Annotated in this window: 6 protein-coding genes; 5 read left to right on the plus strand and 1 reads right to left on the minus strand. The window is 61.6% G+C overall.

The window, feature by feature from the left end:
* The first annotated feature begins 322 nt into the window (after window positions 1-322).
* Genes LCF60_RS22945 through LCF60_RS22955 form a run of 3 tightly spaced genes read left to right on the plus strand, consistent with a single transcriptional unit; the run spans window position 323 to window position 4201 of the window.
* The gene (locus LCF60_RS22945) at window positions 323-934 is read left to right on the plus strand and encodes a (2Fe-2S)-binding protein (protein ID WP_292294862.1); all 612 of its coding nucleotides are present in this window, start codon (window positions 323-325) and stop codon (window positions 932-934) included.
* 4 nt (window positions 935-938) lie between these two features.
* Window positions 939-1937 carry a xanthine dehydrogenase family protein subunit M gene (locus LCF60_RS22950; RefSeq protein ID WP_292294863.1) on the plus strand — a complete coding sequence of 333 codons (999 nt, stop codon included), beginning with the start codon at window positions 939-941 and terminating at the stop codon, window positions 1935-1937.
* A complete protein-coding gene (locus LCF60_RS22955) occupies window positions 1937-4201 on the plus strand; it encodes a xanthine dehydrogenase family protein molybdopterin-binding subunit (protein WP_292294864.1) in 2265 nt (754 codons plus the stop codon). Before LCF60_RS22950 ends, LCF60_RS22955 begins: the two co-directional genes overlap by 1 nt.
* A 374-nt stretch (window positions 4202-4575) precedes the next feature.
* Here LCF60_RS22955 and LCF60_RS22960 read toward each other — a convergent pair whose 3' ends face one another.
* Window positions 4576-4899 carry a hypothetical protein gene (locus tag LCF60_RS22960; protein ID WP_292294865.1) on the minus strand — a complete coding sequence of 108 codons (324 nt, stop codon included), beginning with the start codon at window positions 4897-4899 and terminating at the stop codon, window positions 4576-4578.
* 870 nt (window positions 4900-5769) lie between these two features.
* Between LCF60_RS22960 and LCF60_RS24690 the strand changes: the two genes are divergently transcribed.
* Entirely contained in the window at window positions 5770-6018 is a 249-nt protein-coding gene (locus LCF60_RS24690) for a winged helix-turn-helix transcriptional regulator (protein WP_363318455.1), read from the plus strand.
* Window positions 5966-6178, plus strand: a 213-nt coding sequence (locus LCF60_RS22970; protein WP_292294867.1) for an Lrp/AsnC ligand binding domain-containing protein, incomplete at its 3' end; no start/stop codon positions are given. The genes LCF60_RS24690 and LCF60_RS22970, both read left to right, overlap by 53 nt.

Raw genomic sequence — 6178 nt, forward strand, 5'->3', positions numbered from 1 at the left:
GAGGTTCGAATCCCTGCCATCTTTCATAGCATCAAGACAACGCTCAATGTCCGCAATGCGCGACCTTCCGGTCATCTGTGGGTGCTGACTTCTCGTCGCGAGTGCGAAGATCCCTGGCAAGGATGGCAGACCTCAAGCCAGATCGTTGCGCGATGTCCACCGGGCGTCGGGAGCGCGACCCGATTAGGGTCGGCTTCGTTGTGATGAACCTTTGTTGCGGTCGCGGCGTTGACTTTTCAAATCAGTGTGACGGCAATCGGGTCACGCGTTGGCGCGGCCAGACGTTCGATAGCCAGGTAGCGCAATCAAGAAAGGCGTCCCGATGTCAAAGACCCCTCCCGACCTTCGCCGACCGGGTGTTTCCCGACGCGGGTTCCTAAAAGGCAGTTCCGTTGTCGCAAGCTCGCTTGGCATGGCGGTGGGTGCCGCCGGGGCGCAGTCGGCGACTGAACCTCGTTCCGACGCCCGGACGATCAGGATCAATGTGAATGGCAAGTCTCGTCAGGTCTCGGTCGAGCCGAGGACGACGCTGGTTGAGGCGCTGCGCGACACTCTGGGTTTGACCGGGACGAAGATTGGCTGCAACCAGGGACAATGTGGCGCCTGCACCGTGTTGCTGAACGGAGCGCGCGTGAACTCGTGCCTGACGCTGGCGGTCATGGCCGACGAAGCAGAGGTAGTGACGGTTGAAGGCCTATCCGACCCAACCGGCGACCTGCATCCCATGCAGACGGCCTTTGCCGAAAACGACGCCTTCCAGTGCGGCTATTGCACGCCCGGGCAGATCCTTTCGGCCATCGCCTGCATCGAGGAAGGCCACGCCAATGATGCCGCAGAGATCCGCGAATACATGAGTGGAAATCTGTGTCGCTGTGGCGCCTACCCAAACATCGTGGCTGCCATCGAGCAAGTCCGCGACAACCAGCAGGGGTGAGACCATGAAGAACTTTGCCTATTCCCGCCCCGCCAGGCTTGACGACGCGACGGACGCCGCCCGTCAGGAGAATACGCAGATCATCGCCGGGGGCACCACGATGGTCGATCTCATGAAGATCGGCGTGCTGGCACCCGATGCGCTGGTCGATATCAGCGGGCTGAGTGCGCTCGAAGGCTACGAGGTCGGGACCAACCGGATGCGCTTCGGCGCGCTGGCCAAGATGTCCACCGTTGCCGACGATCAGGCGGTGATCGACGGCTTTCCGGCGCTGTCGCAATCTCTGTGGAAGGCGGCCAGCCCGCAATTGCGCCACGCCGCGACCTTGGGAGGAAACATTCTCCAGCGCACGCGCTGCCCCTATTTCCGCGACACTGCCTATAAACAGTGCAACAAGCGCAATCCCGGCTCGGGTTGCGCCGCGCTGGACGGTGGCGTGACCAACCTTCATGCGATCTTCGGCGGATCGGAGGCGTGTGTCGCCATGTATCCCGGCGATCTGGCCCAGACTCTTGTGGCATTCGACGCCGAGGTAACGTTGGAAGGACCGGGCGGCACGCGGACAATTCCGTTTGATCGGTTGCACGTCTTGCCCGCGGAAAGCCCCGAGATCGAAACGGTTCTGGAACCGGGTGAGATCGTCACCGAGATCGCGATGCCCGTGGTGCCGGCCATGATCAACAGTATGTATCTCAAGGCGCGCGACCGAGAGAGCTATGCCTTCGCGTCGGCGTCGGCCGCAGTAGGCGTCGAGATGGATGGCGACACCGTGCGCGACGTGCGCATCGGTCTGGGTGGCGTGGCCTCCGTGCCCTGGCGCGCGACCGCGGCGGAGGACAGCCTGAAAGGCGGGCCCCTGACCGAGGAAACCGCGCGCGAAGCCGGTCGGATCGCGTTCAAGGATGCCGAGCCGCTGGAAGGCTCTGCTTACAAGATTCCGCTCGGAGCCGATGTCGTCGCCGGCGCCCTCCTGACAGTGAAATCCCGCATGGGAGACCAATAATGGCCCAGACGATCAACACACGCGTCACCCGCACCGACGCTCGCCGCAAGGTCACCGGCACTGCGACCTACGCTGCCGACGTGATGCCCGCCGGCATGCTGCATGGCTCGCTCGTCTGTTCGGCCATCGCGGTCGGCACCGTGTCGTCCATCGACACCAGCGCGGCCGAAGCCGAGCCGGGCGTCGTTGCAGTCTATACCCACGAGACCCTGCCCGATTACAAGACAGTCAAGGGCTTCTACGCGGGCGGGCCCGGATCGGCGTCGTTCTGGCCGATGGAAGGCACCGAGATCCGATATGCGGGACAGCCGGTCGCTTATGTCGTCGCCGAGACAGCCGCCGCCGCTCGGCGCGGGGCTGATCTGGTAGATGTCACCTACGAGGAAGGTGAGTCCCGCATCCACATGACGCCCGAAGACAGCTTCGTCGTCGGCGCTGGCGAGGACAGTGACGGCATGGTCCTGACCAAGGGCGACATTCAAGCGGGCCTCGATGCGGCGGCGCAATCGGTGGACATGACCTTTACCACCCCGTTCCAGCACCACAACCCGATGGAGATGTTTTCCGCCACAGCCGAATGGCGCGGTGACCGGCTGACCGTCTGGATGCCGTCGCAATCGGTCCGCACGCTTCGGGCCGGTATCGCCGGGGCCTATGGATTGCCTGAGACCTCGGTGAGGGTGATTTCGCCCTTCGTCGGCGGCGCGTTCGGTTCGAAGGCCGGCATTACACCCTACACCATGCTCACCATCGCCGCGGCCAAAGGGGTCGGTGCACCCGTCCGCTTGATCGTGACGCGACCACAGATGTTTACGGTCGCGACATTTCGGCCAGAGAGCGAGCAGAAATTCCGGCTTGCGGCCGATGCGAACGGTAAGCTCACCGCGTTCGAGCATATCGAGATTGCGCAGACCTCGCAGTTCGATAATGTCGTGAACCCCGGCACGCATTACACGCGTGCGATGTATGCGTGCCCGAACATCCATACCGAACAACGGCTGTCGCGATCTGATACGAACACGGGCGGCTTCATGCGGGCGCCCAACGAGATGCAGACCTTCTGGGGACTCGAGTCCGCAATGGACGAACTGGCATGGAAGCTGCAAATGGACCCGGTTGAACTGCGCCGCGTCAACGACACCAAGACCCATCCGACCGCTGAGGTGCCTTTTTCGTCGCGATCGCTGATGGAAAGCTACGATGCAGTCGCGAACGGCTTTGGGTGGGCGGATCGGGGTCGGGATATCGGTTCCATGACCGACGGCGACTGGCTGGTGGGCTACGGCTGCGCCACGGCGACCTATCCGACCAACATCCTCGCCTCGAACGCGAGAGTGCGAATGCAGGCGACGGGCGGAGCCTATGTAGAATTGGCCGCGCATGACGTCGGCACGGGCACTTACACAATCATGGCGCAGATCGCGGCCGCCCGCCTGGGTTTGCCGGTGAAGGCCGTGGACGTTGTGATGGGCGAAGCCGACATGCCCGTCGCTCCGATATCGGGCGGATCGACCACGGCGGCTTCTGCCGGATCGGCGGTGCACGATGCCTGCGTGAAGATCGGCCAACAGGTTGCGGCCCGTGTCTCGGGGATGTCGGACGGGCCGTTGTCGGGGATCGACGCTTCGCGGATCACCCTCGACGACGGTGTCCTGCGCGGGCCCGAAGGCCAGAGCCAAAGTTTGCAGGAAGCCCTGTCCATGCTGCCCGAAGGCGAGATCGAGATGATCGGAGAGTTTCGCCATCCCGCGCTGACGGACGAGTTGATCGCGGCGACGTTCAACGGCGGCTACGGGACCGCCGGGCCGGTCACACCCGAATTCGCCATGTTCGCTTTCGGTGCCGAGATGGCCGAGGTCCGGATACACAAATACACCCACGAGATTCGCGTACCGCGATTGCACGGGGCTTTCGCGGCGGGCACCTGGCTGAACCGCAAGACTGCGCACAGCCAACTTATGGGCGGCATGGTATGGGGTATAGGATCTGCGCTGCATGAAGTAACCGAGGTGGACCAGCCGCGCGGGCGGTTCCTGAATGCGAACATCGCGGAATACCTCGTTCCGGTGAACGCGGATGTCCGTGAAGTTCGCGTGCAAATGCTCGAAGAACGGGATGATTATGTGAACCCGCTGGGTGTGAAAGGTATCGGCGAGCTTGGTATCGTTGGCACGGCAGCCGCCATTGGCAACGCGGTCTATCACGCGACGGGCCAAAGGCTTACATCTTTGCCAATTCGCATGTCCGATCTACTGCGCAGCTGATCGGCTCTCGCTTTCGGAACCCTGCGCCCGACCCAGGGCAATCCCTTACGGGCGCAGGCCATTCGCGCATAATAAGGCTCCACGCAAACTTTCATATTCTCAATTTGTGCCGACCTTCGCCAGGCTCCCGCCAATTCGATATCTTCGCCGCGCTCATCGAAAATCTCTACGAGCTTCAAGCCTATCTGGCGCAGGCTGGTCCGGTAACGAGTGCGGGTTGTCACGGACCATCGCCGCGCGCCATCACGCTGGCGACGGGCGGGCCGCGGCCGATGGCACGAAGCGGCGGTCTTTGAAGCGGGAGCTCGCTGCGGTGCCGCGGCTGACGAAAGCGGACAGCTGAAGGCGGTTGCGCGGCAGCTGAATGTCTGGCTTCACCGCCTGCCGAAATGACGGGACGAAGTGCTGTCGGCGACGGAGAGCGCGCTGAGTCCAAACAGCACAGCGCGGACATCATCCGGGTCAATGTCGTATTCAACACGCTCGGCGAACGCGAACGCGTTTTCTGGGTCCATATGGTCGATTAAAATCGGCCCCTCTCTCAGCGCAGCGAGCAGCGAGGCGTAGGTGCGATAGCCAAGTCCACGGGCCGCGAACTCCGTTCTGTGCGCCGGGCGCATTTCCGGGAGCCGCAATGCCATGTGGCGCTTCAGCTGATTGATTGAGGTTTCGTCGAGCGCAAGGGTTATCGGTTTCATTCAGTTTTCTCTCAAGTTTAGGCCAGACAAGCCAGCAATGGCCATCCTGCCAAATAGATAGTTCCGTTCTGGAGCCGACGGAAATTGACGGGCCGCATCACAATTCCGAAGCCGTTCGCAATCCGTCATCCTACGAAAGTTGAAAGGCATAGTCGGTTGGTGTGTCAGCGGCCGGTGACCGTGTATGTGCCGATTGCGATCCACCGGACCTACAGCGTGCAGCCTTCGACTGCCGGGGCTTCAGTGTCTGATGCAGCACAAGCTCTCTGGCCCATGGGCGATACGCGCGACGACTTCGGAGGCGGGACTCGACGGAAGGGATGACGAGCGTGAAACTGTTGTCCTTCGCGACGTCGTGCACGAGGCGACGCTCACCGTTTTCGGCGCGACAGACTTACGGCAGTGCCACCCGACGCATCTGAAAAAGCCAGGCTGACGCTGCCTCGTGAAGGCACTCCCAAGGGCAAACGTTGGCACGTGCAAGCGAGCGTAATATCCGAGCCAGGAGCGGGCTGCATCACCTGTAAGTGTCGGGGAACGTCATCGATAGGGCGACCTGCCGACACGTCAGCTTCAATCTCTCGTATCGACGCTCCAGCTTTTCGCGGTCGCTTCCCGGCACACTTCCAAGCATGCAGCCCAGATGGACCATGCGATCGGGCGGAAACACCGTGTAGGTTCGCGTCCTGTTCTCGATTACCACATCAACGGACTGGCGCTCGCCGACCGCATCAACTTGTGCAAGAACAGCATGGCACCTAATCCAAGGTGTTTTTTCCAAATTGAGATATGACGTCGCATATTTTGAGTGCCAAGCGCCATGATATACTGCAATGATCGCGTGAAGCACCAATCGAAGCGAGCATGCCCATGCAGCACGCCCTCGACGACATCGACCGGAAGATTTTTCGCATACTCCAGAAAGACTGCAAGCAGACCAGCAACGAGATCGCCGAGCAGGTCGGGCTTTCGCAAACCCCTTGCCTCCAGCGTATCCGGAACATGGAGGCTGCCGGTATCATCGAACGATACACAGCGATCCTGAACCCCGAAACCCTCGGCATGCATGACATTCTTTACCCGCGTTTGGCTGTCCGGACAGGACGAGGCGACCGTTGAACGATTCACCACGGAAGTGCAGCGCCTGCGAAATGTCGTTGAATGCCATCTGATGGTGGGGGATTGCGACTTCCTCCTGCGCGTTCTGGCCGCCGACATCACGGCCTACCGGCGCTTTCAGATCGTGTATCTGAACTCGCTTCCGGGTGTTCAAAGCGTC

The sequence above is a fragment of the Marivita sp. genome (assembly GCF_020055635.1).
Classification (GTDB): domain Bacteria; phylum Pseudomonadota; class Alphaproteobacteria; order Rhodobacterales; family Rhodobacteraceae; genus Marivita.